Below are 25,639 nucleotides of genomic sequence, written 5' to 3'. Positions count from 1 at the left end.
TCACAACGGCTGGACGCGTACGTCCTCGCGGGTGGCGGTCAGCAGGCTGCGCTCGGGAACGGCCTGCCAGCCGGGCAGGTCGTCGAGCGGCTCGCTGGCCACGAGCACGCCGTCGTGGAGTCGGTGGTAGAAGAGCGTGTCGCCCCAGACGGTCGCGGCGATCGACGCGCTGTCGCAGGCGAGCAGGTTCAGGCGGGCGGCGGGGTCCTTCTCCCCCGCGCGGACGACGACCTCGGTCAGCGCCTCGCCCAGGCCGAGCCCGGCACGCCCGCGCAGGAACACGGCGGCGGCCACCCAGGCGGCGTCACACGCGCTCTCCGCGCGGTCGGGCAGGTCGTCGGCGAGATCGCGCAGCGCGTCCCTGGTGACGCGCCCGTTGTGGCTGAGCAGCCACCCACCGTCGGTGAACGGCGCCGTGGCGCTCTCCTCGATCGGCATGCCCACGGTGGCCGAGCGCACGGCCGCCAGCAGACAGGTCGAGCGGGCGACCTGGGCGAGCGCGGGCAGGTTGGCGTCGGTCCAGATGGGCACGGCCCGGCGATACCGCACCGGCTCGGCGCGCGAGGGGTCGTACCAGCCCATGCCGTACCCGTCGGCGTTGACCAGGCCCCAGCGCTGGAGCCGTGGCGCGTACGACTGCTTGAGCAGGCCGTGCTCGGGGTCGTGGATGAGCGAGGCGAGCGGGCGGGCGGCGCCCAGCCAGGCCGCGTGTCTGCACACCTCAGACCAGCTCCCCGCGGGCGCAGCGGAAGCCGGTGAAGATCTGCCGGCGGATCGGGTAGTCCCAGTTCCTGAACGTGGTCCGCACCGCCGCCGGGTCGGCCGCCCATGAGCCGCCGCGCAGCACCCGGTAGTCCCGGCCGAAGAACACCTCGCTGTACTCCTTGTAGGGGAAGCTGCGGAAGCCGTCGTAGGGCTGGAACCAGGAGGCGGTCCACTCCCACACGTCTCCCACCATCTGCTCGGTGCCGTACGCGCTGGCCCCTGACGGGTAGGCGCCCAGCGGCGCGGGGTGGGCGGCGTGGTGGCCGAGGTTGGCCCGGCCGGAGGTGGGAGCGTCCTCACCCCACGGGTATCGGCGCGCCCTCTCGGTGCGAGGGTCCCAGCCGCAGGCCTTCTCCCACTCGGCCTCGGTGGGCAGCCGCTTGCCCACCCAGCGGGCGTAGGCGTCGGCCTCGTACCAGCACACGTGCTGGACCGGCTCGTCCATCGGGACAGGCTCGGTACGGCCGAAGCGGGTGCGCCACCAGGCGCCGCCGTCCCTGACCCAGAACAGGGGGGCGAAGGCGCCGCTGCGCTGCCTCCACTGCCAGCCCTCGGCGGACCACCAGCGCGGGTCGTCGTAGCCGCCGTCCTCGATGAACGCCGCGTAGGCGCGGTTACCGACCGGGAGCCGGTCGATCCAGTAGGCGGGCAGGTCCACACGGTGGGCGGGCCGTTCGTTGTCGTAGGCCCATGGCAGGGTTTCGGTGCCCATGAGGAAGGTGCCGGCGGGCACGAACACCTCCTCGGGACCCTCGCTCCTGCCCGGCGGCAGGTCGCCGTCGCGCACCAGGCCGACCTGCCCGGACAGCTGCAGCGTGGCGAGCATGGTCTCGTCGTGCTGGTGCTCATGCTGGATCACCAGGCCGAACACGAAGCCATCGCGGTGCAGCGGGTCGGGACCGTCCAGGTCGATCGTGTCGAGGACGTCGAGCACCCGCCCGCGCACGCCCTCGATGTAGCGGCGGGCCTCGGCCGGGCCCAGGATGGGCAGGCTCGGGCGATCCTTCCGCGGGGTCTTGAACGCGTCGTAGATGTCGTCGATCTCGGGGCGGAGCGGGTCGATGCCCCCTGCCTCGCGCAGCACCCAGAGCTCCTCGTAGTTGCCCACGTGCGCCAGGTCCCACACCAGCGGCGACATCAGCGGCGAGTGCTGGCGCACCAGCAGGTCGTCATCCGCCTCCGTGTAGGTGAGCGACCGGTCGCGCACCGCGATGAGCTCGGCCGCGATTCGTTCCTTGAAATCGTTCATTCCCATCCCTCGTCGTTCAGCCAGGTCGGGACGCTCCGTGTCGACGTCGGGTCCATCAGGTCGGCCGCAGGGGAGCGGCCGGTTGTCACGTACCGGTCGGCGAACGCCGCCACCTCGCCGACCAGGCCGGGGCCCGCGCCGAGGCGAGGCAGCGCCTCCAGCGCGGCGCGGAAGCACGCCTCGGCGGCCCTGCCCAGACGCGGGTCGGTCAGCCCGCACCGCGCCGCCGCCGCCCACAGCTCGCGGCACGGCTCAGCGGCGGACAGGGCGGCGTCGGCGGCCCGGTCGTCGGTGACGAGGGCGTGGGTCACGGCCACGCACACCGGCCAGGTCGCCGGGTGCTGGGCGTCGAGGTAGCGGATCTCGAGCCAGCCCCTCGGCCGCACAGGGGGGAAGACCGTCGTGGCGTGATAGGCCAGGTCCTCGGCTGTGGGCCGCTGCTCGCCGTCGGCCTTCAGCCAGTCGCGGAACGTCGAGCCGTCACGGACCGGGCGGCAGCCCTCCCCCGCCTCGCGCACCAGCATGAGCCGGGCGTCCAGCAGGTATTCGGCCCAGTCCGCGGCAGGATCGTCCGAGGTGGGCACGAGCGAGGTCCTGGTGGCGTCGAGGCGATCCCAGACGGCCTGGCGGCCCGACATCCAGCCGCACGGCCGGCCGCCGCTCAGCGGCGAGTTGGCGAAGGCGGCCATCAGCACGGGGCCGAACGCGTGGGCCCGTTCCCAGCGCGTCGCGGGCCGCTCGCCCAGGTCCAGGTTGACCTGGATCGACGCGGTCGAGCACATCATCAGCGCCCCGTACGGCACGCCGAGGAACTCGGCCATCGCCTCGTATCGGGGCAGGCGCAACTGGCGGACGGCGGGCCGGATCGGGTCGAGGCCCACTCCGCCCAGCGCCAGCCCGTCCGCGCGCAGGGCGTCGCGCACGGCGGCCACGTCGGCGGCCAGGTGGGCCAGCGCGTCCCGCAGCGGGCCAGGGGGGCCGGACAGTTCGAGCTGGCCGCCCGGCTCGAACGTCACCCGGCTGCCGCCCCGCAGCGCGGGCAGGGCCCGCTCGATCCTGGCCAGCGGGACGTGCGTGGCCGCCGCCGTACTGTCGAAGACCAGGAACTCCAGCTCGACACCCACGCGGTCGGCGGCGGCGGGACGGAAGCAGCGGCGAGCGAAGTCCGCCACCGCCGAGGCGTCCCGCAGCGGCGCGTCCTCGGCGGTCAGCCCCACCATCGGCTCCCCTTGGCATGGCGCATGGGTCTACAGACCCGCCGGCCGCGCGAACGTTACAGACGGATTCCCGCGTAACGGAGGAGAGGCGTGACCTGCGCCAGGCCACAGGAAGCGAGCGCGTCAGCGCGCCTCTCTCCTCAGGAGGACCGCCGCCGCTCGCGGAAGGCCGACATGAGCCCGTCGTACACGTCGGCCCGCAGTTTCTCCGGTGGTGGGTCGCCGAGGACTCCGATGGTGGCGCGGAACTGCTCGACGTAGCGCTCGCACCCCTCGCAGCGGGCCAGGTGCGCCTGCATGCCGTGGCGAGCCTGCTGGTCGAGGGCGTCTTCGAAGTAAGCGGTGACGACCTCCACCAGTTCGTCGCAGGTGAAGCGCTTCACGACCTGACCGCCCTTATCCCGGGAAATGAACCGTTTCACTTATTGTGACTGCTGCACGGACAGGAAGCAGCACGTGAACCATTATTCTGGCGGTTTCACGGACTCGAAGTAGTCCGCCAGCCAGCCGCGCACGGCCGCGCGGGCGCGATGCAGCAGGACCCGCTGGTTGGCCGCGGAGATCTCCAGGATCTCGCACACCTCGTCGGAGGTGCATCCTTCCACGTCGCGCAGGGTGATCACGATCCGCTGCCGCGGGGGCAGCCTGGCCAGGGATTCGGCGATCAGCTCGCGCACCTCCGAGGCCAGCGCCTCGCCCTCGGGCGTCGGCCAGGCCGCGGGGGCCTCCTTCCAGCCGCCAGGCGGCACCGGGCCGAGGCCCGCCGGCCAGCCGCCGTCCTGTTCGAAGGCGCTCCACGGCAGCGTGCGGCTCTCACGCACGCCGCGCTTCTTCGCGGTGTTGACCAGGATGCGGTAAACCCACGTCTTGACCGAGGAGCGGCCCTCGAAGCAGTCGATCCCGCCGATCACCGCCAGCCACGTGTCCTGGACGACCTCCTCGGCGGAGTGGTCGGTGGACACGTAGGACCTGGCCACCCGCAGCAAGCCCCCGGACCAGGTGTTCAGCAGCGCCGCGAACATCGCCTCATCGCCGGCGCGCAGGGCCGTGACGACGACGTCATCCTGGGGCAGCCCTCCGCCCGCGAAAGACCCCACGATCGCTTCCCCTCTGGTCGAGCGCTGGGACATTCATGACATCGGGGCCGGGCCGACGCCCGGCGTCGCCCGCGGCGGGACGACACCGTCCAGGCTAATCTCTCCTACCGACGTTCTTCCCGCCCGGGCAGGTGGGGCCACCTTGTGCGTATTCTCGGAGAGCAAGTCCCGGCGAATCGGTGAGGAGCATCCCATGCGGCGGTCGGAGAGGCTGCTCTACGCGGCGAACGGGGTCGATCTTCGCGTCGTGGACGTCGCCCTGACCGATGGGGAGCACGTGGAACGGCCCTTCATCCGCACGCTTCGGGCCGCAGGAGCGGTGGTCTTTCATGGCGGGCGCGTCCTGCTCCTGTGGCGCCACCATCTGGTGACCGACACGTGGGGATGGGAGATCCCGCTCGGCGAGATCGGCCCTGACGAGGAGCCCGAGGCGGCCGCGGCCCGCCACGTGGAGGAGCAGACCGGCTGGCGGCCCGGGCCGCTGCAGCCGTTGATCCGGATCCGCCCCGCCGAGGACGTGGCCGACTGCGACCACCTGATCTTCGTCGCCCGCCAGGCCTCCCCCTGCGCCGCCGCGCCGGCCGGCGACGAGGAGGGCGGGCGGGCCGAGTGGTTGCCGATGCTGCGCATCCAGCCGCTGATCGACGAGCAGGCCATCACCTCGGCGACCACCTCGGCGGCCCTCCTGCACTTCCTTGCCGGCCTCCTGCAGGCCCGCGCGTCCCATTAGCTCTCCCGTCGACCCTCCCGCTCGGACGCGAGACGACTGGTCACGATGTCGCTCGCGGTGCGATGCCTTCGATCTCCACCAGCAGGTCCGACCTGCAGATGTCGACGGTGAAGTAGACGACCTCCGCCGTGCCGGAGAAGGCCTCCGCGCACTTGGCGCGGACGACCGGGATGTCCTGCTCACGACGGACGTAGGCCTTGACGAAACGAAGATCCTTCAGGGTGCGGCCGTCGTCGATCCCGTTGGCCAGCAGGTTCTCCCGGCTGATGACCTTCGCCATGTTGCCGAGGGTCACGTCGCACTGCTTCTCGATGTCGCCCGCGTGGACAGTCTCGTGGCCGAGGATGCTGGCCGTGCCGGCGACGAAGAGGTCACCCGCGCCATCGAGGCCGTGCGGCGAGAAGTGGGTGGCGCGCGCGAACTTCGGCGGGCGGGGACCGTACCGGTGTGGATAGGAGGGGGCGGGAACCTGCCAGGGGTTTTCGATGTTGCGCACTCGCCCGGTCCTGGACGCCAGCAGGTACCAGCTGATGCCGCCGCCCAGAGCCCCGATCCCGGTCGCGGCCGGCATGTCATCGGCCGGCCCGAGATGGCGATCCACCGCCTCGGCCCGGCCGAGGCAGAAGTCCCTGTAGATCTCCAGGCCGTCGGCGTTGGCGTGGTTGATGTGGTTGATGAAGTGCCAGATGCGCATGACCTTCGGATACTCGAGTTTGCTGATCAGATCGAAGGCCGCCCCGTAGGCGTTCCTGACCGGCTCCCGGTATGACCCGTTCTCCGGAACCTGGCCGGCGCAGAAGAGATACTCGCCGTCGTGGGCGTAGGCCAGGTCCTGGTAGACGCCTGACACGACGGGGGAATCCGTCTCCCACACCTCGGCGACGAGATCGGTCCCGTCACCGGCCAGGTGGACTCCCATGTCGGGAACGCCCTCATCGATGACCGGAGGACGAGGGTGGTCGAGAAAGGCGACCCTGCCAAGGATGTGACGCCCGGACGGCGTCGCTTCGCGGGAACGGACCAATCGGCAGCGGAGTCCATCGGTGTGTGTCGCCATGTGCGCCGCCCCCCGGCTTTCAGCGTGCCGCTCTCGTCCGTAACTCCCGCCGGCTGAGTTTGCCCGTCGACGTCCGCGGGAGCTCGGACACGAAGACGATCTCCGCCGGCACCTTGTACCAGGTCAGCCGCTCCTTGGCCGAGTCGGCCAGCTCGCTGCGGATCGTGGCGTGATCGGCCTCGTCACCCTTGGCGATGATGTGAGCCAGCAGCCTCGACGTGCCGTCCTCGGCCCGGGTCGAGCAGACCGCCGCCTCCAGCACGAGCGGATGCTGCACGAGCACGTCCTCGATCTCGGCGGGGTGCACGTTCTGCCCGCCGACGATCTCGATGTCGTCCGCTCTGCCGTGGATCTGGATGTAGCCGTCGTCATCCACGGTGGCCGTGTCACCCGTGGGCCACCAGCCGCTCTCGCCATGCCGGGGGGCCTCCGACGCGGATCCGATGCCGGGGGCGATGGTGGGCCCTGCGACCTGCAGATTTCCCTCGACTCCCGCGGGAACGGGTTCGCCCCCGTCGTCGACCAGCCGCACCAGGAAAGGGGGCAGGCTCCGGCCCACCGTGCCTTCCCTGGCGTCGGCCGGGCTGTTCGCGGCGAAGACCTGCCCCACCTCCGTGGTGCCGAGGACGTTGAGCAGCCGCCCCCCGAGCGCCTTCCGCAGGTCGGCCTCCAGGGCAGGGGCGAGCACCTCACCGGCCGTGACGGCCAGCCGGAGACCTTCGAGGGGCGAGAGATCGGGCTCGGCGAGCAGCCTGGCGTAGAAGCTGGGCTGGGCGTAGAACACGGTGACGCCGAGGTCGCGGATCGCGGCGAGCGCGGCCACGGGTGCGGGGCGTTCCGCCGCGAGCACGGCGGCGCTCCCGCTGAGCAGGGGGTAGAAGAGCGTGTTGCCGAGCCCGTAGGAGAAGTACATGCGGGACACGGACAGACTCACGTCGCCGGGCTTCAGGTCGAGGACCCGGCCGAACGCGGAATCGAAGACGTAGGGGTCGCCGTGAGTGTGGAAGCAGAGACGGGGGCGGCCGGTGGTCGTTCCCGAGGTGAGAAGGGCGATGCCAGGGGTGTCCGGTCCGCACTCGGCCGCCGCCGGCGCCGGAACCCGTCCGTGCTCCGCCCTGATCAGGGCGGGTGTGACCGTGGCACCGTCGAAGACGCCGGCGACCCGCGGGTCGGCGACGATGAGCTTCGGCCGCGCGAGCTCGGCCGTCTGCCGCAGCTCGTCGGGGTGGAGGTCGGCGTTGACCAGAGCGACGATCGCTCCGAGTCTGAGTGTCCCGAGGATGGTCCAGATCAGGTCGATGCCGTCGGGAAGCGAGGCCAGCACCCGGTCTCCCCGGCGTACGCCGGAGGCGGACAGGAACCCGGCCACCCGGTCGGCCCCCGCGAATACGTCCGCGTATCGGTGGACGACGCTGTCGACGAGGTACGCCGGGCGGTCGAGCCATCCCCGATCACGAGCGGTTCGAGCGAGACGTTCGGCGAGATTGTAGTTGCCTGTCATCAGACATCGCTCCTCTGAGCGTCAGGATCCGTCCGCTTCCCCTGCCTTGTTCATGATCTTCGTGAGCTTTGTACATTGCTGACCGAGAAGCGTCAATAGTGCCGACAGGGCCAGTGGATGCTCGCCGTCGGCCCGCCCGAACTCGCCTCTTCACAATGATCGTCGGTGACGACTAGCGTCGCAGCCAACGGCCTCTGCGTTTTCGACCGAGAGGAAGGGGCATCGGGATGTCCGATGCGGCGACCACCACCGAGTTACCCGACACGGGCCTCGCCCGCGACGACTACGCGCTTCAGAGGGTGCCACCGTCGGCCCGTTACGGCTGGGTGACGGTCGCGGTCCAGCGGTTCGGCATGCTGAGCGCGCTCAGCCAGTTCCTGCTCGGCGCCACCCTCGGCATGGGGATGGCCTTCTGGGACGCGGTCCTGGCCATCACGCTCGGCGCCGTCATCCTCGAGGTCGTGGCGGTCGCCGTCGGCATCGCGGGCATGCGGGAGGGCCTGTCGACGACCGTGCTCGCCCGGTGGGCCGGGTTCGGCCGCTACGGCGCCGGCATCGTCGGCATGGTCATCGCCGTCTGCCTGCTCGGGTGGTTCGGTGTCCAGTCGGCCGTCCTGGCCCAGGGCCTGGCCTCGCTGCTGGGCGGCCCGCCCGTCTGGGTCTGGTCGATCCTGGCGGGGCTGGCCGTGACCGCGATCGTCGTGCACGGCTTCGCCGGCATGGCCTGGACCGCCTGGATCACCGTCCCCGCCTTCCTCGCGCTGGCCGGGTGGGCCATCGCCGTCGAGCTGTCCAAGCAGTCGCTCGGCACGCTGGTGGCGTCCGCGCCGCCGGGTCCCGCCCTGAGCCTGGCCGAGGGGGCCACCATCGTGGCGGGCGGGTTCATCGTCGGCGCCGTGATCTCACCCGACATGTGCCGGTGGAACCGCAGCGCCGCCGACGTGGTCAAGCAGACGGTGCTCGGCATCACCCTCGGCGAGTACGTCGTCGCCCTGGTCGGGGTGCTGCTCGCACACGCGCTGCGCACCGGCGACGTGATCGCCATCGTCACCACCACCTCCGGAGTGGTCGGCACCATCATCCTGATCACCGCCACCCTGAAGATCAACGACTGGAACCTGTACGCCGCCTCCCTCGGCACGACCAACACCCTGCACACCGCCTTCGGCCTGCGCACCGGCAGGGCGGCCGTCACCGTCGCGCTCGGCGTGATCGGCACCGGCCTGGCCGCGGCGGGCATCCTCGACCACCTCGTCGACTTCTTCGTCCTGCTCGGCGTCGCCATCCCGCCCGTCGCCGGCATCATGGTCGCCGAGTACTACGTCGTCCGTCGGTGGCGTCCGGCGCTCGACGCGTCGCGAGCCTCCGGCGTACTCCCGGAGGTGGCGCCCGGCTGGGCGCCCGCCGCGCTGGCCATCTGGCTCGGCTCCGCGCTGATCGGCAAGTACGTCGCGTGGGGCATCCCCGCCCTCAACGCCTTGGCGGTGGCCTTCGCCGCCTACGCGCTCGCGGGCAGGCTCGGCCTCACCGGCGCCCCGCGTGAGGAGGGCGCGCGCGCGGTGTGACCTCCGCCAGGACCCCGTTCCCCCTCCACCTTCGACGCAGACAGGAGCACCATCCGTGCGTGTCGGGATCGACGTGGGCGGCACCCACACCGACGCCGTCCTGATGGCGGAGACCACCGTCTTGGCCGAGGTCAAGACCGCCACCACCCTCGACGTGACCAGCGGCGTCGTCTCCGCCCTCGAACGGCTGCTGGCCTCCTCCGGGGTCGGACGAGGGCACATCGCCGCGGTGATGATCGGAACGACCCACTTCACCAACGCGCTGGTGACCGGCCGCCGACTGGCCCGCACCGCCGTCGTACGGCTGGCGCTGCCCGCCACCGCGGCGCTGCCGCCCATGGTCGACTGGCCGGACCGGCTGCTGAAGGCGATCGACCCCCGTGTCCATTTGTGCGACGGCGGCCACGAGTTCGACGGCCGGCCGATCTCCCCGCTCAACCCCGACCAGCTCAAACGCGTCGCAGCCGAGCTGAGCGTCCACGAGATCGACACCGTGGCCATCAGCAGCGTCTTCTCTCCGGTCAACTCCGAGCTGGAGGAGCGGGCCGCCGGCATCCTGCTGGCCGAGCTGCCCCATCTGCGTGTCAGCCTGTCCCACCAGATCGGCAGGGTAGGGCTGCTGGAGAGGGAGAACGCCACCGTCGTCAACGCCTGCCTGCGCGACCTGGCCGACGAGATCGTCGACGCTTTCACCGAGGCCCTGAGGGCGGTCGGCATCCACGCGCCGCTGTACCTGTCGCAGAACGACGGCACGCTCATGGACGCCGAACACACCCGCCGCTACCCGGTGCGCACCTTCGCCTCGGGGCCGACCAACTCCATGCGCGGAGCGGCGTTCCTGGCCGAGCTGGGCGACTGCGCCGTGGTGGACATCGGCGGCACCACCACCGATGTCGGCGTGCTCAGCGGCGGCTACCCCCGCCAGGCCACCGGCGAGGTCGACATCGGCGGCGTGCGCACCAACTTCCGGATGCCCGACGTGCTGTCGATCGGGCTGGGCGGCGGCAGCCGCGTCACCGGCGGCCCGACACCGGAGATAGGTCCCGACAGTGTCGGCTACGAGCTGACCAGGCAGGCGCTGGTCTTCGGCGGCCGGGTTCTGACCGCCACCGACCTGGCGGTCGCCGCGGGCATGGCCGACATCGGCGACGCCTCCCTTGTGCGCCACCTCGGCAGGGAATTCGTCAGGGACGGCGTGGCGTGGATGGCAGGCCGGGTGAGCGAGCTCGTCGACCGGATGCGGGTCTCGGCCCGGCCGCTGCCGGTCGTCGTGGTCGGCGGCGGCAGCGTGCTGATGCCCGAACGGCTGCCTGGCGTGCCGGCCGTCCATCGGCCCGAGCACCATGCGGTGGCCAACGCCATCGGCGCCGCCACCGGCCAGATCGGCGGCGACGTCGACCGGCTGTTCGCCATCACCGCCGCGCGCACCCGCGAGGACGTCCTCGATCAGGCCCGTGCCGAGGCCGTCGAGCGGGCGGTCTCCGCGGGAGCCGACCCCGGCACCGTCGAGGTGGTCGACGTCGACGAGGTGCACGTGGCCTATCTCCCCGGCAACGCCGTACGCGTCCGGGTCAAAGCCGTCGGCGAGCTCCGTCTCGGCTCCGCGACGAACGAGGAGGTGCGGGCGTGATGGGCGTGAACCTGACGGTGGACGCGCTGCGCGACCTGGCCGAGGGCGCGGCCGTCCTGGGCACGGGCGGTGGCGGCGACCCCTACATCGGCAGGCTGCTGGTCGAACGGCAGCTGCGCGAAGGCCGCCGGGTGACGATCATCTCGGTCGACGAGCTGCCCGACGACGCGCTCGTGCTGCCGTCGGCGATGATGGGCGCGCCCACCGTCTTCGTCGAGCGGCCGCCCTCCGGCCGGGGCAACGTCGCCGCGTTGCGCGCACTGGAGAAGCACCTGGGCCGCACCGCGGCCGCCACCATGCCGATCGAGTGCGGTGGTCTCAACAGCATGATGCCGCTGCTGCTCGGCGCCCAGCTCGGGCTGCCGGTCATCGACGCCGACGGCATGGGCAGGGCCTTTCCCGAACTGCAGATGGAGACGTTCGCCGTGTACGGCGTGCCGGGGTCGCCCATGTCGATCGCCTCCGACCACGGCGACGTCGCCATCATCGACGCCCTCGACAACGTCCGCATGGAACGCCTGGCCCGCGTCATGACGGTCGAGATGGGCGGCGCCGCCTACATCTGCGACTACCCGATGGACGCGGCCACCGTGCGCCGCACCGCCGTACCGGGGACCCTGAGCCTGGGCATGCGGATCGGCGCCGCTCTTCGCACCGCGCGCGAACGGCACGACGACCCGTTCGACGCGCTCACCGCGGCGCTGGCCGGCACCATCTACAGCCACGGCCTGATCCTGTTCCGGGGCAAGGTCGTCGACGTCGATCGCAAGACCGTCGCCGGGTTCGCCCGCGGCCAGGTGACGCTGGCCGCGCTCGACGACCCCGCCGACCAGCTGCAGATCACCTTCCAGAACGAGCACCTCGTCGCCCGCCGCAACGGCGAGCTGGTCGCGATCGTGCCCGACCTGATCTGCACGCTGAACGCCGACACCGGCGCGCCGGTGACCACCGAGGCGCTGGCCTTCGGCCAGCGGCTGACCGTCTACGCCATCTCCACGCCCGAGATCATGCGCAGCCCCGCCGCGCTGGACTGTTTCGGACCGGCGGCGTTCGGCCTGTCCGACCCCTACACCCCGGTCGAGCGGCTCGCCTCCGGAGCGCGAGCCGGCGCCTCCGAGAGGTAGGCCGCGCTCAGGAGCGCTCGTCCGGCGGGAGGCAGATCGTGAGCGCGCCGGGGACGGCCTCTGCCTCGATCCGGGTGGTGGCCTCGCGTTCTCCGCCGTCCAGCTCGTACGTCAGCGGGGCGCCGAACCGGGCCGACACCTTCCTGGCGCGGGTGATCCGGACGAAAGGAGACTCGTCCGAGCGTCCGCCGGCCATCCTGCCGATGACCCTGGCCCACTGGATCGGCCCCTTCGCGGTGGAGACACCGACCTCCAGCCAGCCGTCGTCCGGCCGGGCGTCGTCGAACGCCTCGATGCCACCGCCGATCGTGCTCACGTTTCCCAGCAGCAGGCAGCTGGCCCGATCGTCGAACCAGGTCGCCCCGTCGATCTCGATCTTCATCGGCACCAGCGGCCCGCCGACGTGCCGGACCGCGGCCTTGACGTAGCTCAGCTTGCCGAGCCGTTTCTTGGCCTGCCCGTCGACCTCGGCGATCATGTCGGCTTCGAACCCGGCCCCCGCCATCACCGCGAAGTGCTCGCCGTTCAGCACTCCCAGGTCCAGCTTCTCCCGCCGTCCGTGGAAGCCGATCCGCACCGCCTCCTCGAGGTCGAGGGGGATGCCGAGGTTGGTGGCGAACAGGTTCGCGGTCCCCGCGGGGAGGATGGCCATCGGCACGCCTGAGGAGGCCATCGCGTCGGCGCAGCGTTGCACCGTGCCGTCGCCGCCCCAGACGAACACCAGGTCGGCGCCCTGCTTGAGCGCCTTGCGAACCTTCTTCGGCGCCTTCTTGCTCTTGGGCACCTCGAACCAGAGGAGGTCTCCGACGTCCTGTTCGGTGATGAGAACGCGCAGCCTGTCCAGGCCTGCGCCGAGAGTCTTCTTACGGTGCGCGACAACCGCCACGGTGAGGGACATGCTCTCCCGACTACCCTCGGCGCCGGACTTCAGGCAGGAATCAATGCCCGCTGCCGGGGTAGCCGTGTGCGGATGTGCAACGAGGAAGAGCCGGAACCATGAGGCGCCAGTGGCTCAGGGCTCGCGTCGATCGTGACCGCAGCCTGGGGCTGCGGCTGACGCTCGCCAGCCTCGCGGTGGCGAGCATCATGATCCCGTTCAGCCTGCTGCTCGTCGTGGCCAAGATGCCCGTCAACGGGCTGGACGCCCAGGTCGCCGAGGAACTGCACGAGTACGCGCTCGCCCATCCCGGCGTGACCAGGCTGCTCATCGTATGGACGGACCTGTTCGGGCCGTGGCCGTGGCGGATCGCCGTCATCGCGTACGCCGCCTGGCTGCTGTACAAGGGCGCGCCGAGGCTGGCCGTCTGGGCGGTCACCACCGTGACCGTGGGCGGGCTGCTCGGCCTCGCGCTCAAGATCATCGTTGCCCGGGCCAGGCCGCACCTGCCGGACCCCGTCGCGCTCGCGCCGGGTGACTCCTTCCCGTCGGGCCACACGGTCCACGTGACGCTCGGCGCGGGCGTGATCCTCCTGCTCGTCCTGCCCATGCTGTCCCGGCGGGGGCGGCGCGTGGCCTGGGCCGCCGCCTGCTTCCTGGTGCTGTCGGTCGGCTACACCAGAATCGCGCTCGGCGTGCACTGGGTGAGCGACGTGGCCGCGGGGATCGTGCTGGGAGCGGCCGTGGTCGCCGCCACCGCGGCGGCATTCGAGACGTGGCGGCGCGAGCAGGGCCGCAGGCCCGCCTCGCCGCTGACCGAGGGAGTCGAACCCGAGTTGGTGAAGGAGTTCCGTGACCGGAGCTGAGCACGTGAAGTACTACGCGTCGACGATCTTACTGCCCATGCTCCTGATGGCCGCGGTGACGTACGGAGTGGGCCGGCTGATCCTCGCCTGGCCCACCGGTGAGGCCGCCCTGAGCCGGGCCATGGCCGCCGACCGCACCTCCCTGTGGAACGCGGTCACCGACTTCGGCAGCAGCCTGTCGGACACCCCCTACATCGTGGCGCTCACCGCGATGGCCGCGACCGTCTTCAGACTCGTGTACAGGCGCTGGCGCGAATCGATCTTCCTTGTCGCGGCCGTCTGGAGCCAGTCGCTCGTCTTCCTGGCCACCACCGCGCCTGTCGGGCGGCACCGGCCGCCGGTGCAGCACCTCGACCCGGCCCCGCCCACCTCCAGCTTCCCCTCGGGACACGTCAGCGCGGCCGTCGCGTTCTACTCCGGGGTAGCGCTCATCCTGACCACGCACATCCGCAACAGGGCGCTCCAGGTGGTGATCTGGATGCTCGCGGTCGCCGCCCCGCTCACCGTCGCCTTCTCCCGTTTCTACCGCGGGATGCACTTTCTCACCGACGTCGTCTGGGGCACGCTGCTCGGCGTCGGGTGCGTCGTGATGACCGCTCGCGCGATCCTGTACCGGCGCGAGAAGCGACGTCAGCCGCAGCCCTCAGAACTCGTTCGACCTGCGTAGACCCGGCGGCCGCCCGTCCGGGTCCACGACCATCCGGTACAACGGCATGGCCAGTGCCCGGCGGATGCGGCCGAGCCCGGGTTTCGGGTGCGGTCGCAGCCGGCCCGGCGGGCGGGGGCCGCCGCGGCCGCCCTGGTGCCAGGCCTCGAGCCTGGCGGCCGACTCGGCGAACGCCTCGAACACCTCTTCAGGACCGCACAGATCGGCCACATCGCCGGGATCGCGGTCCAGATGCTCGGCGGCGAGCGTGAGCCGGAGATCCCTGGCGAACCTGCGAGCGCCTGCGGGCGGACGCGGATCGGGCTCCTCGTCGATCACGGCGCAGCTCAGCTCGGAGTCGAACGTCCATGAGCGCAGGTTGACGTTGTCGGAGCCGACGCTCGCCCACACGTCGTCGACCACGCAGACCTTGGCGTGCACGTACACCGGCGTGCCCAGGTGGTTCTCCAGATCGTAGATCGCGATCCGGCCCTCGCCCGCGCGCATCAGCCTGGACAGCGCCTCCGACCTGCCGATGAGGCTTGCCGGACCCGCCAGCCAGCCGTCCTGGTCAGGATGGCGCGGCACCACGATGATCATGCATAGCCCCGGCTCCCGCTCCAGCGCCTCGGCGAACGGCTCGATCACCTCCGTGGACCAGAGGTACTGGTCCTCCAGGTAGACCAGCGATCTGGCCCGGCCCAGCACCTTGTGGTACGCCCTGGCCACGCTGCGCTCCCCCCGGGGCGCGAACGGGTAGGCGCGACGCAGGTGCGGGTAGGTCCTCAACAGCTGTACGGCATGCCTCCCCGCCGGCAGCGGCGGTGGACCGGGGTCGGGCAGCGGTGGCACATCCGCCATCCGGTTCAGGCGATCGCGCAGCCGCCTGAGGGGTTGGCGGGTCTCGGGCGCCGGATCCTCCCAGCGTTCGCAGAAGACCTTCTCCACCTCGGCCACGGCCGGGCCGCTGATCGCCACCTGGACGTCGTGCCATGGCGGGCGCTCGCCGAACTCGGCCGGCATCGGCGCCGCCTGCGGATCGCCCAGGTGCCGGCCGTCGTCCCTGCGGCTGTGGCACAGGTCGATGCCGCCGACGAACGCCACGTCCCTGCCCGGGTCGCGGTCATGGCGCAGGACGACGAACTTTTGGTGGTGCGAGCCGCCGAGCCGTACCCGGGTGTCGAGCAGCGCCTGACCGCCGGCCGCCTCGATGTCCTGGCCGAGGTGCCGGTTCTCGGCCGAACTGAAGCGCAGGAAGTCCAGGTGCGAGCGCCAGATCAGCCCTCTGGTCACCGCTCCCCTCTCGGCCGCCTGCGCCATCGCGGCCGCCACCTCAGGGCCGTCCTGCGTGAGGCGCTCGTCGGGGTCGCCGCGCCAGTCGGCGAACAGCAGCAGGTCGTCCTTGCCGAGGCCGGCCAGGCACGCGTTGAGCTCGGCGAAGTAGGACGCGCCGTGCACGAGCGGGCGCACCAGGTTCCCCTCTGACCAGGCCTCGAGCTTGGTGGCGTCGTTGCCGCGCTCCTCGGCGGTGAGGAACCAGTCGTCGAGCCTCATGTCCGCCGCCAGCGGGCCTCTCCGAAGCAGTACCCCGCGAACAGCAGCAGCCCGAGCGCCACCACCGCCAGCAGCCAGGGTCCCACCGGGGTGTCGGCGAACGCTCTGAGCGTCGCGTCGAGGCCCCCGGCCTTGTCCGGGTCGAAGGTGATGGCCGCCTGGAGCACGAAGACCCCGGCCAGGGCGGCGATGACCCCGCGCGCGATGTAACCGGCGAGCCCGAGCCGGTCCATCACCGAGCGGGCCTGAGGCGGCATCGGCCTGAGCTCTTCGCGGAACTTCTTCTCGAATCCGTACCACACCCAGTAGAGGCCGAGCGCGATGATGCCGAGCCCGACCGCGCCTACGATGACCTGCCCGGCGGGCAGCGCGAGCAGCTTGCCCGTCAGGTCCCGTGACTTCTGGTCGTCGGAGCCTGTCTCGCCCGCCAGCAGCATGGTCAGCAGCGCGGTGCAGACGAACGCGTAGACCACCGCCCGGCTGATCGGCTCGATCCTGTCCTTGAGCCTGTGCGCCCCGAAGATCGCTTCGCACGCCTGCCACACGGTCAGGGCGGCGAACCCCACGACCATGACCCAGAGGATCACGGCCCCGAACGGCAGCGCCGAGACCGTACTGATCGCCCCGCTCTTGTCGGCCTCCTTGCCGCCGCCGCCGAACGCGATCTGGAGTGCCAGCACTCCGATCAACCCGTACAGGACACCACGACAAGCCAGCCCGACCCGCGCAAGCTTGTCCATCGCCGGGCTGTCCGCCGCCCGGCGTGCCACTGCCTCAGCCTCGCTCATGGATTCTCCCGAGAGTCCGTCAAAGACCCTCGAACTGCCCCGGATTCCGCGATCTAGACCTTCACTCGCCGGGACGGCGCTCCATCTCCATGAGCGCTCGATCGTCCATGACGCCGTAGGTGGATGCCCGGAACAGGAAGGAGGCCCAGGAACGGTAGGGCCGCCATGCCTCGGCCAGCCTCCGGTACGCGGCCGGCGGCGCGTCTTCGGGCAGGCCGTACACCTCGCGCAGGATCGTGAACAGGCGCGGCTCGTCGCCGGGGAACGCGTCCGGCGCGCCCGCGCCGCGGATCAGGATCAGGCCCGCGGAGAACGGCCCCACGCCGGGCAGGGCGCGCAGCTCGGCCAGGGCCTCCTCCGGGCCGAGCGCGCGCAGGTGCTCGGTGGTGAGGACGCCGTCGAGCGCCGCGCGGGCCAGCCCGCGCACCCACTCCTCCTTCTGCGGGGGCAGGCCGAGTCCGCCGGCCTCCAGCAGCGTGATGGGCGGGGGAAAGGCCGCGAACGTCCGTCCGTCCATGGTGACCTTCGCGCCGTACCGCTCGGCGATGCGCTGCTTGAGCCTGGAGGCGATGAGCATCGACGAGCGCTGCACGATCATCGCCCAGCACGCCGCCTCCCACGGGCTCCAGAAGCACACAGGACGCAGGCCGGGACGGCGTCGCTGCAGGTCGCCGAGCACCGGGTCGGCCTCGCCGAGCTTGGCGAAGCCCGCGCCGTCCACGTCGAGGGAGAGGATGCGCGCCACCTCGCCCCGGATCCCCGCTCCCGCGGCCCTCGTCGTGGCGACGGCGACCCCGCCGGGCGCGGCCGTCACGGTCACGCCGATCGGGAGCCAGTCGGACTCCGCGGCGTACGCGAAGCGCAGCGCCCGCCCGTCGGAGGGCAGCGCGCTGGTGGCCGGCCAGTCCTCGACGAAGCGGAGCGAGGCGCCGAAGTCGAACGGGCCCTCGGCGGTGAGCGTGAATCCGTGCGCGGTCATGCGCGTATGGTAAGGGGCCGGCCGGACACACCCGCCCAGCACCACGGATCACCCCCCACCGCAGGGATCCAGGACAGGCCGCGTTCGACGACAACGCCCGCGCCACCGGGAGGCTCAGCCAGGCTTGACGATCTCGTCGAGGTTGTCGGCGTAGTAGGCGACGGCGCGGGCGTACCCTCCGGTCTGCCCGCCCTCGGCCAGCAGCTTCAGCAGAGTGCTCACGGCCTCGCGATCCTGACCCGTGTTGTACAGCGCCATCGCCTTGAACGCCCGCAGCGACGGGTCGCCGGGGAACTCCGCCAGCCCGCGCTCCAGTACCGCGAGCGCGTCGTCATACCTGCCGATGACCCGCAACGTGCTGCCGAAGCCGGTGAACAAGCCGATCCTGTCGTCGGCGCCGAGCTCCAGCGCTCTCTCGTAGTACGGCACCGCCTCGTGCTCCAGCCCGAGCGAGTCATGCACGTAGGCCGTGGCCCTGGCCACGTCGCCGTCGTCGGGATGCTGCGCGGAGAGCGCCACCAGCAGCTCACGCGCTTCTTCATGCCGGTCTTCCTCGCGCAGTGCCGCGGCTCGCGCCAGTTCCTCGTTCTTCATGGCCGCAGTGTGGCATGACCCGCCACTCCGGAAGGCGCTACATCCCGAGCAGCGGGCCGTACTCGTCCATCACCCGGGCGTCGATCGAGGCCTGCTTCGGCGCGTAGCGGGTGTAGAACTCCTTGCCGCACTCCAGGTCCTCCAGCGCGGCCTTGACCTCCCGATCCAGGTACGGCCTGGCCTGTGCGGCGGTGAGGTCAGGCACGTAGTGCAAGCCCTTGTTATTGGGGTACTGCTCGTCACCCAGCTTCTCGGACTCGGCCCAGAACGCCTTGGACCCTCTCCTTGCCAGGTCGGTCGGCTTGGTCGAGGAGACCTTCTGCCCCTTGGCGGTGAGGCAGTCGGCGAGGCTCGAGGCGAGAGCCACCAGTTCGGGGTCGCCGTCGATCTCCTCGGCCTCCAACCTGGCCGAGGCCGCGTTGAGCAGGTCAACGGCCTTGTCCGTCGAGCTGACCTCCTTTTTGAGCACCTCCTTGGCCGCTCTGTTCAGGCACCCCTCACGCGCCTTCTTGTAGGAGGCGAGCTGTTCGTTGTTCAGTTTCATCATGATCGCGTCGTTCGGGTCATGGACGTACGGGCTCTCGCCACCACGGGCCAGGGGGTCCTTCGGGTAGACGTGCATGGCGAACACGCCGTACCCGTACTTCTGCCGGTACGCCTTCATACCCTCGTAGGTGCCCAGGTCGGGCTTCGGCTGGGGTGGCTGGACGAAGGCGATGTACCTGAAGCCCTTCTGCTTCATGCAGTCGGCCTTGATCTGCTCCATTCTGGGCCGTGGGTCGGGCCCTTTGGAGGGGACGGGGGCGGCGGCCTGTTCGGCCGCGCAGCCCGATATGAGGGCAAGCGAAAGCAACCACGTGACTCGGCGCATGGGGAATTCTCCAGATCAGTCGAACGCGCGTGTGCGCGACCCGTGCGGCACGAGGGCCGCGACGAGGGTGAGGAACGCCAGCAGGCCCCAGTAGGCGAGGTTCTGGCGTGGTTGGACGTTCAGGTGTTCGCCGACGGCGGCGGAGGTGGCCACCAGGTAGAGGGCGGCGGCCAGTGCCCAGCGTTGGTCGCCGGTCAGCCGGCCCGCCCATACCGCGCAGGTCAGGGCGGCGGCCTCGGTGGTGATTCTGAGCAGGACGACGGGGGTGGGGTCGTCGAGGGCCATCCAGGCGGGATCGGCGGCGGCCAGCAGGGGTACCGCGGCCATCCACCACAGCGACCTGCGTCGTGGCCGCTCGGCGCGCAGGGCCAGGATGGTCAGGCCCGCGCAGGCCAGCAGCGGTCCGGCGGTGGCGCCGATCGGGCCGCTGAGGGCGTAGAGGGCGTGGTGGGTCAGGAAGGCCGGCTCGACGGGCAGGAGGGTGGCGTCGGCGAAGATGACGCCGGTGCCGATCGCCCATGCCTTGATCCCGGCTGTGAGGGCCAGGGGCAGCGCGAGCCGTACCCGGCCGAGGATCACGAGGATCAGGGCGAGCGCCGACAGTGCGCACCAGGCGGGGATGGAGGCGGCGTAGGGCAGGGCTGCGGCGAGGTTGGTTGCGCAGAGCGCGGTGACGCCGAGGTGCAGGGCGTCGGCCCACATCGGTGTCGTGGTGGCCTGCCAGGCCCGTTCGCGTACTCCGTTGAGCAGGAGTCCGGCCACCTCTTTCAGTGGTGGTCTGGAGCGCAGGGCGTCGGTGTGGGCGAGCAGGACGTCGAGTAACTCCTCGCCGTGCGCTGAGCGGTAGGCGCGGGGGTAGGCCCGCATCAGCCGCCGGTAGCGCCGTTCCAGTGGTGTCACGTCAGCCCCAGGTCGGGGCGGCTTCTGATCACGTTGGCGGCGTGATGCATGCGCTCGGCCTCGGCCTCGGCGATGGCTCTGCCGCGGTCGGTGATGCGGAAGTAGCGGCGGTTGCGGCCGTCGACAACCTCTTCGCGGTCGATGCTGAGGGTGCCCTGGGCGGTGAGGCGTTCCAGGATGCCGTAGAGGGTGCTGATCGACGGTTTGACGCGGTCGCGCGACAGTTCGATGACCTTGCCGACGATGGCGTGCCCGTGCAGGGGCCCGTCGAGCAGCGCGGCGAGCACGAAGTACATCGGCTCGCTGACTTCCGTTGATCTCCTTGGCACGACGATCAAGATACTCCGTTAAACGGAGTTAGGGCAACAGATCCGATGGATCCGCCGTCACGAGGCACCCTCCCCAGCGACTCAGGCGCCTTGGCCTGTACCGCGCTCCCGCCGGACTCGCGCTCGCACGACGCCGGGATACCACGCGGTGAACCGCACGGCCCCGATGATCGCGGCGATCTGAATGATCCAGCCGGTCCAGAGGTTGTCCGGGTCGCCCAGGACGAGATCCCCATAGCCGCCCGCGACCGCCGCGATCAGGAAGGCCAGCCCCCAGACGCCGGTGATCGCATAATTGGTGTGAAGGAAGGCCGGCGACTGCCAGTACGCGCGGTCGACCTGCTCGCGGGCGTACTGGAGGGTGAACGGCATCCGCGCCGCCATGGACCCGAAGGCGATCAGGACCAGCGCGATGTTCGACACCTCACCCGCGTACGTCTCCAGCCAGCGGCGCGTGCCCTCGCTCGCGAACAGACCCACTACCGCCAAGGCGGCGAAGAAGACCACCTCCGCTACCTCGAGCAGCTTCAGGGAACCGCCCCGCCGGACCCGGTCCGCCACCATGAGAAGGACGGACACGGCCAGCGCGAGCGCCACGGACAACTCGAACCGGCCGGGGCCGACGAGCACGGAGAAGATGATCCACGGGGCCATTCCGACGACGGGGTTGTCCAGGACGCCGGCCGGCTTCCCGCTGGCTTGGCCGTCCATACGCGAACCTTCCGGAGCGGGGTCCTCACTCCCAGTGTGCCCTCCACCGACCCGTTCCATGAACTCCTAGTCCGGGCGGGCCATCGCCCTGAGCCCGCGGATGAAGAGCTCCAGGTGCCGCCGGGCGAAGGCGTGCTTCTCGTCCGCGTCGAGCGGTCCAGGGAGGGGCGGGCGATGCGCACGAGCATCGTCACGACGTCCATGAAGGCGACGTCCCCCGGCAGGGCTCCGGTGGCGCGGGCGTCGTCGATGAGCCGCCGCACGATGCGGGGCGGACTGCGAGCGGGGCCCGGCCCTCGCCGCCGAGCTGAAGCGGCTCGGGTACCGGAACGTCCGCCTGTACGCCGACGGCATCGAGGACTGGGCCGGGGCCGGACTGCCGGTCGAGAACGCCTGATCCGGGTTCCACGAGCGCTCCCCATCTCCCGAAGGCGGGCGGAGGGTTCAGACGAGGCGCACCTCGACCCCGGCGTCCCGCAGCCGGGCGACGGCCGCCTCCGGTGCGGACCTATCGGTGACCACCACGTCGAGCGCGGTGACGGGGCACACGAGCCCGAGACCGGTCCTGCCGAACTTGGCCCCGTCGCACACGGCGACGACGCGCCTGGCCGCCGCGATGGCGGCCCGCTTGACCGGAACCTCGTCGAGGTCATGCGCGGTCAGCCCGTGCTCGACCGACAGCCCGCACACCCCGAGGACGGCGGTGTCGACGCGCAGCGAGGCCAGCGACCCCTCGGTGAGCGGCCCGGTGAACGCAAGGGCGCCGGGCCTGGTCCGGCCGCCGGGAACCAGCAGCCGCATCTCGGGGGCGCCGCTGAGCGCGTTCGCGGCGTGCAGGTCGAGCGGTACGACGGTGAGACGCCGCCCGACGATCGCGTTAGCGATGGTGAGCGTGGTCGTCCCGCAGTCGAGGACCACGGCCTCCCCGTCGGAGAGCAGCCCGTTCACCTCGGCGGCGATCCGCTGCTTAGTCTCGACCGCCTCGTGCTCGCGTACGGCGAACGGCATGGCCTCGCCGCGTAGCAGCAGGCTGACCGCGCCGCCTCGCACTCTGCGCAGCACCCCACGCTCCGCGAGCTGGTCGAGATCGCGCCGGATGGTCATCTCGGACGCGCCGGTCTCCCTGGCCAATTCGCTCACGGTGACGTGCTCAGTGGTCCGCAACCGTTCGATGAGCGTATCCACTCGTTGCAAACTTTCCACATGGTCGATCGAACAAGATATGTGTTAGAAAGTCAACGAGAGCAGGGAGGTCTCCATGCAATGGATCGTGTTCGACTACGCGGGCGTCATCAGCCTCGCCCCGCCGGAGCACGCCGGTGCGCTGTTGCCGCAGACGGTGGGGGTCGAGCCGGAGCGGTTCTGGCCGGCGTACTGGGCGCACCGGCCGCCGTACGACCTCGGCGCCGTGACCGCCGCCGACTTCTGGCGCGAGGTGTGCGGGCACCTGAACGCGCCTGCGGACGCCGACCTGGTCGAGGTGCTGGTGGCGCTCGACGTCCGTACATGGGCACACATCAACGAGGAGACCGTCGGACTCCTGGCGGAGCTGACCGGCGGCGGCACGCCGCTTGCCCTGCTGTCGAACGCGCCGATCGAACTCGCCCGCATGGTGGACGAGCGACCCTGGGCGTCCCTGTTCAGGCATCGCCTCTACAGCGCCGACCTGGGCCTGGTGAAGCCCAGCCCGGAGATCTTCCACCGGCTGACCGCCCGGCTCGGGGCCGCACCACGTGACGTGCTGTTCGTCGACGATCGCGAGGAGAACGTGCGGGCAGCCGAGGCTCTGGGCATCCGATCGGTGTTGTTCACCGACGTTGCCGGGCTGCGCGCGGACCTGGCACGCCTGGGGCTGTCGCCGGTCGCCGGCGCGAGGGCCGGTGGGTGAGGCACCGCGCGGGCGGGCCACCGTCCGTGGCGGGAGCGGCCCGGCACGGAGGGGGTTCCCCCGGCCTTCCCGCGCGGAGTGACCGCCACCCGGCGGCCGGAGCGCGGGCGAGCTTTCCGTTCAAAAACGACGATCTGATGGCGCGGGTGTCATGGTCGGGAAGAGCTCAGCGGCGATAGCGGTAGTGGTAGACACCCTTCGCGGTGGCGTACGTCGAGAAGACCGCGTCGCCGTTCTCGTAGTCCCACCAGGCGTCTTCCAATCGCGAATCGACCACGTTGCAGGTGCTACTGCGGGAATGGCCGCGCTTGATCGGGCCGATATAGATCGTCCCCTTCCCCACGAAGCGTCCGTTGACCCTGAGGCGGCAGGTGCCCCCGACCCAGTCGATGTTGTACCGGCTGTTGTTCGTGACTTTGATGCGGATCTCGCAGGCCGTCTTGCACCACCCGAAGCTGAGCTTGAGCCGTACACCGCCCGCCGTTGCCGCGGCGGCAGGAGGTGCGACCAGCGAGCCGGCGAGCAGACCACTACATAAGAACGCGAGAAATCGTTTCATACGTACTCCCAATCGAAAGCGGCACACGAGTGAAGCGCGACTCGGACTCCGTCCCCTCACGTGATGGAGGTGCGCAAGAGGAGTGCCCACAGGCACCGTTTCCCGCGGCCCTCGGGCGGCTCCGTGAGAGGCGCAGGACTCAGGACGACTCCGGTCGCGGCGTGGAGCAGGCGCCGGTGCTGCTCGGCCGGCTCGACGAGCGCGGGATGATCGGCGTTCGCGTCCAGCATGAGCCTCGCCGCGGGCATCGTGAGAGCCAGGTCCCGCCAGAGCCGGACCAGCGCGTCGTGGATGTCCTGCGGCTGCTGCTCGAGCACCTCGTCCAGCCGGGCGTCGAACGCCCGGTGCCATCGCCGCTGAACCTCCTGAAGGAAGCCGCCGAAGTCGCCGAACTCGACGTCGACCTCCGCGGCCAGTTCGGGAGGAACGGTCGTCAGCCCGGCGGCCAGCACGGCATGGACCAGCTGATGGCGGCGATGCACCCGGTTCCACGACAACCTGGACACCTACTTCGTGTCGGAAACATACACAGTGCATGTCGTATACTTCCCGCATGCCACCTGTCAAGAGCCGCCGCGAGCAGTACTCGCAGGCGACCAAGGCCGCGCTGCTCGAAGCGGCCACGCGTCGCTTCGCCAAGCACGGCTTCGCCGGGACCGCGCTCGAGGACGTAGCGGCGGACATCCAGGCCAGCCGTGGCGCGGTCTATCACCACTTCGCGAACAAGACCGCGCTGTTCGAGGCGGTGGTCGAAGCGCTGGAGACCGAGATGATCCGCCATGTGATCGAGTCGGCCGCCACCGCGACCGACACCTGGCAGGCGGCGATGACAGCCACGGAGACGTTCCTCGACCACTGCTGCGACCCGGACTACGGACGCGTGGTCTGGCAGGAGGCGCCCCTCGCGCTGGGCTGGCAGCGCTGGAAGGAATGCGAGGAGAAGTACGCCTACGGCCTCATCGAGCAGCTCATCCAGGCGCTCGTGGACAGCGGGGAGGTGCCGCCGCTGCCGCTGGAGCCGATGGCCCGCATCACCTTCCACATTCTCGGCGCCGCGGGGATGGCGCTCGCCGAGGCGCCTGCCCAGGACAAGCTCCGGGTCAGGGACGAGTACTCCCTGGCGATCCGGCACCTTCTCAGTGGAGCGCGCAGGCGAGCGGGCGGCCCTGCCTGACGGTGGACGCGTCTGCCAGGTTCGCCGCCCGGCCTCACGTGGCGAACCGCCGATGCGCGTCCTGGTCCCCCACCGCCTGCGTGTGCAGCACCTTCACCGCCACCTTGACCCCGGCGGCGTCCTCACCCAGGTACACCGACCCCTGCCCGCCCCTGCCGAGCACACCGCTCAACCGGAAGGCACCGATCTGTCGCGGACCTGCGGGCGCGAGTGGCTGCACGAAATGACCTTGACGCTCGCGGGAGCCGGCCGACGTCGGGGTGGAGAAGCCGAGGGCACATCGGTGTGTGTTACGCCGGACGAAGTGCCTTCTTCCGCCGTCCCGGCACTGCCACCAGACTCATGGCCACACACAACAAGTAACCACGCACAGAAAGTGTGGCAGCTCATGAATCCGAACCTCTTGACTCCACCGCGGCGGCACGGCGAGCGGCCGACGACCACGGGGCTGGAGATTCCGCATGACCAGCTCGACATGTTCTCTCCGCCGCGGGTCAGGGCGGAGCTGGTCAAGCAGGCGCAGGCGCTGCCTGGCGTGTTCACCGGGCCCAGCCAGGTATCGGAACCCTCCTCGCTGGCCCTGCGGCTGCGTCAGCCTCTCGGCCCGTGGGAGGCGTTCCTGCATCCCAGCACGGACGAGTTCGGGCACATCCACCGGGCCGGCTTCCTCCATCTGACCCTGCCGCGGCCGTTGCTTGCCCCGCTCGTCGAGGCGGGGTGGGCAGAGCAGCACCCGATCAGTCTGCGCCCGGAATGGCCGGACACGATCGTGATGCTGTACGCGCCCCGCGACGACGGCGAACTGGACGTCGTCCTCGCCGCCCTGCGTGCCTCCTGGCAGCAGGCCTCGACCGAGAAGGGTCGATGACAGGGGTGCTTAGCGTTCGCCCGGACATTTCGTCGGCCGCCGAAGCATCCGGGATCTACGGTGTGGACAGCCCGACGACTGCCCGAACGCCGACGACCGC

29 protein-coding genes are annotated in these 25,639 nt (G+C 70.8%); 9 read left to right on the top strand and 20 right to left on the bottom strand.

What is annotated here, in order from left to right; genetic code table 11:
* The 5 genes from egtC to AB0B45_RS23035 all read right to left on the bottom strand — a co-directional run bounded on the left by egtC (position 1) and on the right by AB0B45_RS23035 (position 4,328).
* A complete protein-coding gene (gene egtC, locus AB0B45_RS23055) occupies positions 1–720 on the bottom strand; it encodes an ergothioneine biosynthesis protein EgtC (protein WP_358133719.1) in 720 nt (239 codons plus the stop codon).
* A gap of 1 nt (position 721) precedes the next feature.
* Positions 722–2,014: an ergothioneine biosynthesis protein EgtB gene (gene egtB, locus AB0B45_RS23050; protein ID WP_358133717.1), complete on the bottom strand. Its 1,293-nt coding sequence runs from the start codon at positions 2,012–2,014 to the stop codon at positions 722–724.
* A complete protein-coding gene (gene egtA, locus AB0B45_RS23045) occupies positions 2,011–3,234 on the bottom strand; it encodes an ergothioneine biosynthesis glutamate--cysteine ligase EgtA (RefSeq protein ID WP_358133715.1) in 1,224 nt (407 codons plus the stop codon). Before egtA ends, egtB begins: the two co-directional genes overlap by 4 nt.
* A gap of 137 nt (positions 3,235–3,371) precedes the next feature.
* Complete coding sequence (locus AB0B45_RS23040) at positions 3,372–3,614, bottom strand: zf-HC2 domain-containing protein (RefSeq protein WP_358133712.1); 243 nt, start codon at positions 3,612–3,614, stop codon at positions 3,372–3,374.
* Between the two features lie 81 nt (positions 3,615–3,695).
* Positions 3,696–4,328 carry an RNA polymerase sigma factor gene (locus tag AB0B45_RS23035; protein ID WP_358133709.1) on the bottom strand — a complete coding sequence of 211 codons (633 nt, stop codon included), beginning with the start codon at positions 4,326–4,328 and terminating at the stop codon, positions 3,696–3,698.
* A 193-nt stretch (positions 4,329–4,521) separates the two neighbouring features.
* Between AB0B45_RS23035 and AB0B45_RS23030 the strand changes: the two genes are divergently transcribed.
* On the top strand, positions 4,522–5,058 hold the full coding sequence (locus tag AB0B45_RS23030) for an NUDIX hydrolase (RefSeq protein WP_358133706.1): 537 nt from the start codon (positions 4,522–4,524) through the stop codon (positions 5,056–5,058).
* A gap of 40 nt (positions 5,059–5,098) precedes the next feature.
* Here the strand turns inward: AB0B45_RS23030 and AB0B45_RS23025 are convergent, their stop codons facing one another.
* Both AB0B45_RS23025 and AB0B45_RS23020 read right to left on the bottom strand, forming a co-directional pair.
* Positions 5,099–6,115: an FkbO/Hyg5 family chorismatase gene (locus tag AB0B45_RS23025; RefSeq protein ID WP_358133704.1), complete on the bottom strand. Its 1,017-nt coding sequence runs from the start codon at positions 6,113–6,115 to the stop codon at positions 5,099–5,101.
* 19 nt (positions 6,116–6,134) lie between these two features.
* The gene (locus AB0B45_RS23020; RefSeq protein WP_358133701.1) at positions 6,135–7,616 is read right to left on the bottom strand and encodes an AMP-binding protein; all 1,482 of its coding nucleotides are present in this window, start codon (positions 7,614–7,616) and stop codon (positions 6,135–6,137) included.
* Positions 7,617–7,843: 227 nt separating this feature from the next.
* On the opposite strand from AB0B45_RS23020, the gene AB0B45_RS23015 reads away from it, so the two are divergent.
* The 3 genes from AB0B45_RS23015 to AB0B45_RS23005 are packed head-to-tail and all read left to right on the top strand — an operon-like array spanning position 7,844 to position 11,935.
* Positions 7,844–9,181, top strand: coding sequence for a cytosine permease (locus AB0B45_RS23015; RefSeq protein WP_358133699.1), 1,338 nt, complete (start codon positions 7,844–7,846; stop codon positions 9,179–9,181).
* Positions 9,182–9,236: 55 nt separating this feature from the next.
* Positions 9,237–10,811: a hydantoinase/oxoprolinase family protein gene (locus tag AB0B45_RS23010; protein WP_358133697.1), complete on the top strand. Its 1,575-nt coding sequence runs from the start codon at positions 9,237–9,239 to the stop codon at positions 10,809–10,811.
* Positions 10,811–11,935: a DUF917 domain-containing protein gene (locus AB0B45_RS23005; RefSeq protein WP_358133694.1), complete on the top strand. Its 1,125-nt coding sequence runs from the start codon at positions 10,811–10,813 to the stop codon at positions 11,933–11,935. Before AB0B45_RS23010 ends, AB0B45_RS23005 begins: the two co-directional genes overlap by 1 nt.
* Before the next feature lie 7 nt (positions 11,936–11,942).
* On the opposite strand, the gene AB0B45_RS23000 is transcribed toward AB0B45_RS23005, so the two are convergent.
* Positions 11,943–12,833, bottom strand: coding sequence for a diacylglycerol kinase family protein (locus AB0B45_RS23000; RefSeq protein WP_358133691.1), 891 nt, complete (start codon positions 12,831–12,833; stop codon positions 11,943–11,945).
* A gap of 98 nt (positions 12,834–12,931) precedes the next feature.
* On the opposite strand from AB0B45_RS23000, the gene AB0B45_RS22995 reads away from it, so the two are divergent.
* Positions 12,932–13,678, top strand: coding sequence for a phosphatase PAP2 family protein (locus tag AB0B45_RS22995; RefSeq protein ID WP_358133689.1), 747 nt, complete (start codon positions 12,932–12,934; stop codon positions 13,676–13,678).
* Positions 13,665–14,345: a phosphatase PAP2 family protein gene (locus AB0B45_RS22990; RefSeq protein WP_358133688.1), complete on the top strand. Its 681-nt coding sequence runs from the start codon at positions 13,665–13,667 to the stop codon at positions 14,343–14,345. The genes AB0B45_RS22995 and AB0B45_RS22990 overlap by 14 nt, the downstream gene beginning before the upstream one ends.
* Here the strand turns inward: AB0B45_RS22990 and AB0B45_RS22985 are convergent.
* From AB0B45_RS22985 to AB0B45_RS22945, 9 genes are all read right to left on the bottom strand, one after another.
* Positions 14,322–15,878, bottom strand: a complete 1,557-nt coding sequence (locus AB0B45_RS22985; protein WP_358133686.1) for a phospholipase D-like domain-containing protein — start codon at positions 15,876–15,878, stop codon at positions 14,322–14,324. The genes AB0B45_RS22990 and AB0B45_RS22985 overlap by 24 nt on opposite strands.
* A complete protein-coding gene (locus tag AB0B45_RS22980) occupies positions 15,875–16,666 on the bottom strand; it encodes a DUF1206 domain-containing protein (RefSeq protein WP_358133683.1) in 792 nt (263 codons plus the stop codon). The genes AB0B45_RS22985 and AB0B45_RS22980 overlap by 4 nt, the downstream gene beginning before the upstream one ends.
* Positions 16,667–16,727: 61 nt before the next feature.
* Positions 16,728–17,645, bottom strand: a complete 918-nt coding sequence (locus AB0B45_RS22975) for a hypothetical protein (protein WP_358133680.1) — start codon at positions 17,643–17,645, stop codon at positions 16,728–16,730.
* A 114-nt stretch (positions 17,646–17,759) separates the two neighbouring features.
* The gene (locus tag AB0B45_RS22970) at positions 17,760–18,239 is read right to left on the bottom strand and encodes a tetratricopeptide repeat protein (protein WP_358133678.1); all 480 of its coding nucleotides are present in this window, start codon (positions 18,237–18,239) and stop codon (positions 17,760–17,762) included.
* Positions 18,240–18,276: 37 nt separating this feature from the next.
* The gene (locus tag AB0B45_RS22965; protein WP_358133676.1) at positions 18,277–19,110 is read right to left on the bottom strand and encodes a hypothetical protein; all 834 of its coding nucleotides are present in this window, start codon (positions 19,108–19,110) and stop codon (positions 18,277–18,279) included.
* Positions 19,111–19,125: 15 nt separating this feature from the next.
* The gene (locus tag AB0B45_RS22960; RefSeq protein WP_358133674.1) at positions 19,126–20,010 is read right to left on the bottom strand and encodes a hypothetical protein; all 885 of its coding nucleotides are present in this window, start codon (positions 20,008–20,010) and stop codon (positions 19,126–19,128) included.
* Complete coding sequence (locus AB0B45_RS22955) at positions 20,007–20,339, bottom strand: PadR family transcriptional regulator (RefSeq protein WP_358133671.1); 333 nt, start codon at positions 20,337–20,339, stop codon at positions 20,007–20,009. The genes AB0B45_RS22960 and AB0B45_RS22955 overlap by 4 nt, the downstream gene beginning before the upstream one ends.
* A gap of 81 nt (positions 20,340–20,420) precedes the next feature.
* Positions 20,421–21,050: a hypothetical protein gene (locus AB0B45_RS22950; protein WP_358133668.1), complete on the bottom strand. Its 630-nt coding sequence runs from the start codon at positions 21,048–21,050 to the stop codon at positions 20,421–20,423.
* A 444-nt stretch (positions 21,051–21,494) separates the two neighbouring features.
* Positions 21,495–22,235 carry a DeoR/GlpR family DNA-binding transcription regulator gene (locus AB0B45_RS22945; RefSeq protein WP_358133665.1) on the bottom strand — a complete coding sequence of 247 codons (741 nt, stop codon included), beginning with the start codon at positions 22,233–22,235 and terminating at the stop codon, positions 21,495–21,497.
* A gap of 73 nt (positions 22,236–22,308) precedes the next feature.
* On the opposite strand from AB0B45_RS22945, the gene AB0B45_RS22940 reads away from it, so the two are divergent.
* Positions 22,309–22,938, top strand: coding sequence for an HAD family phosphatase (locus tag AB0B45_RS22940; RefSeq protein ID WP_358133662.1), 630 nt, complete (start codon positions 22,309–22,311; stop codon positions 22,936–22,938).
* Between the two features lie 166 nt (positions 22,939–23,104).
* On the opposite strand, the gene AB0B45_RS22935 is transcribed toward AB0B45_RS22940, so the two are convergent.
* Both AB0B45_RS22935 and AB0B45_RS22930 read right to left on the bottom strand, forming a co-directional pair.
* Positions 23,105–23,497: a hypothetical protein gene (locus AB0B45_RS22935; RefSeq protein WP_358133660.1), complete on the bottom strand. Its 393-nt coding sequence runs from the start codon at positions 23,495–23,497 to the stop codon at positions 23,105–23,107.
* Between the two features lie 56 nt (positions 23,498–23,553).
* Positions 23,554–23,979, bottom strand: coding sequence for a hypothetical protein (locus tag AB0B45_RS22930; RefSeq protein ID WP_358133657.1), 426 nt, complete (start codon positions 23,977–23,979; stop codon positions 23,554–23,556).
* A 71-nt stretch (positions 23,980–24,050) separates the two neighbouring features.
* Here AB0B45_RS22930 and AB0B45_RS22925 point away from each other — a divergent pair, with 71 nt between their 5' ends.
* Positions 24,051–24,671, top strand: coding sequence for a TetR/AcrR family transcriptional regulator (locus AB0B45_RS22925; RefSeq protein WP_358133654.1), 621 nt, complete (start codon positions 24,051–24,053; stop codon positions 24,669–24,671).
* A gap of 34 nt (positions 24,672–24,705) precedes the next feature.
* Here AB0B45_RS22925 and AB0B45_RS22920 read toward each other — a convergent pair whose 3' ends face one another.
* Entirely contained in the window at positions 24,706–24,891 is a 186-nt protein-coding gene (locus AB0B45_RS22920) for a hypothetical protein (RefSeq protein ID WP_358133652.1), read from the bottom strand.
* 168 nt (positions 24,892–25,059) lie between these two features.
* Between AB0B45_RS22920 and AB0B45_RS22915 the strand changes: the two genes are divergently transcribed.
* On the top strand, positions 25,060–25,539 hold the full coding sequence (locus AB0B45_RS22915; protein ID WP_358133650.1) for a luciferase family protein: 480 nt from the start codon (positions 25,060–25,062) through the stop codon (positions 25,537–25,539).
* Positions 25,540–25,639 lie beyond the last annotated feature (100 nt).

Origin of the sequence: Nonomuraea sp. NPDC049152 (genome assembly GCF_040648355.1) — a bacterium.
Classification (GTDB): domain Bacteria; phylum Actinomycetota; class Actinomycetes; order Streptosporangiales; family Streptosporangiaceae; genus Nonomuraea.
Note: the sequence above shows the minus strand (reverse complement) of the source record. Positions and strands in the feature narration are given on the sequence as shown.